Source organism: Colwellia sp. TT2012 (assembly GCF_001440345.1).
In the GTDB taxonomy this organism is placed as follows: domain Bacteria; phylum Pseudomonadota; class Gammaproteobacteria; order Enterobacterales; family Alteromonadaceae; genus Colwellia.
In genome coordinates this window covers 1-766 of record NZ_LJYX01000157.1, presented here as the reverse complement: position 1 = coordinate 766, position 766 = coordinate 1, and the positions used below count along the sequence as shown (strand labels likewise).

The 766-nt window shown below is 59.5% G+C and carries 1 protein-coding gene; it reads right to left on the bottom strand.

Features of this window, described 5'->3' with window-relative positions:
- On the bottom strand, nucleotides 1-479 hold a 479-nt coding region (locus ASU03_RS19295; protein WP_082627374.1), incomplete at its 3' end, for an NUDIX hydrolase.
- Nucleotides 480-766 lie beyond the last annotated feature (287 nt).

Sequence of the window (766 nt, the reverse complement as noted above, 5' to 3'; positions counted from 1 at the left end):
GAGTAGTGTCGTGAAGGATGCGCGGCAGATGTGAAGAGACGTGCAGCCACTGCCATCTCCGCCAACGGCGCGGGCCAAGCCTGTTCCTCGGGCGATCTCAGCTCCTGGGCGGACCACCAGTGAGGAGCGGCCATGACCTGGGCCTCGGGGACGGTCCAACCGGCACTGGAAAGCACCTGGTTTGGCGCATGCACAACAAAGTACTGCTCCAGGGCGAGCACCGTCTCGCCACTGGGCAGGAGCATTGAAAACTGCCGCTCGGCCACAGGTCCTATGACGGTCTCGACCTGAATACCGGTCTCCTCACGCAGTTCACGGATTGCCGCAGCCTGGAAGGTTTCTGCGTGTTCAAGACCGCCGCCAGGGGTGGCCCAGTAGTTTCTGCCGGCCAAGGCCCCATCCTTGTGAACGAACCTGAAAAGGAGGACCTCGTGAGAGGGGCTGATCACGAGTAATCGTGCGGCTTTTCGCTCGCGCATTTGGGGTGTCTCTTCTGGATAGGGCTGCGTTGGGGTCGGGGAGGTTAGCAAGTTGACCGCTTGGATTGCGAGTGCTTCGCATGCGAACGCCACAGTTGTTACGCAAGCCCGTTTCAAGATAGGAGCGACCTGAAGCAGCGAAAACCTGCAAGTATGCTTAAATCAGGGGTAGCGAACGCGTCGATGGGGTTCCACACGGCAGCCATCAACACCTTGCTTCAGTCCATAACCGCCGAGGGCTTGGGGATGTCGATAAAACTCCGTCTGTTGTTGCTGATCGGCACCAG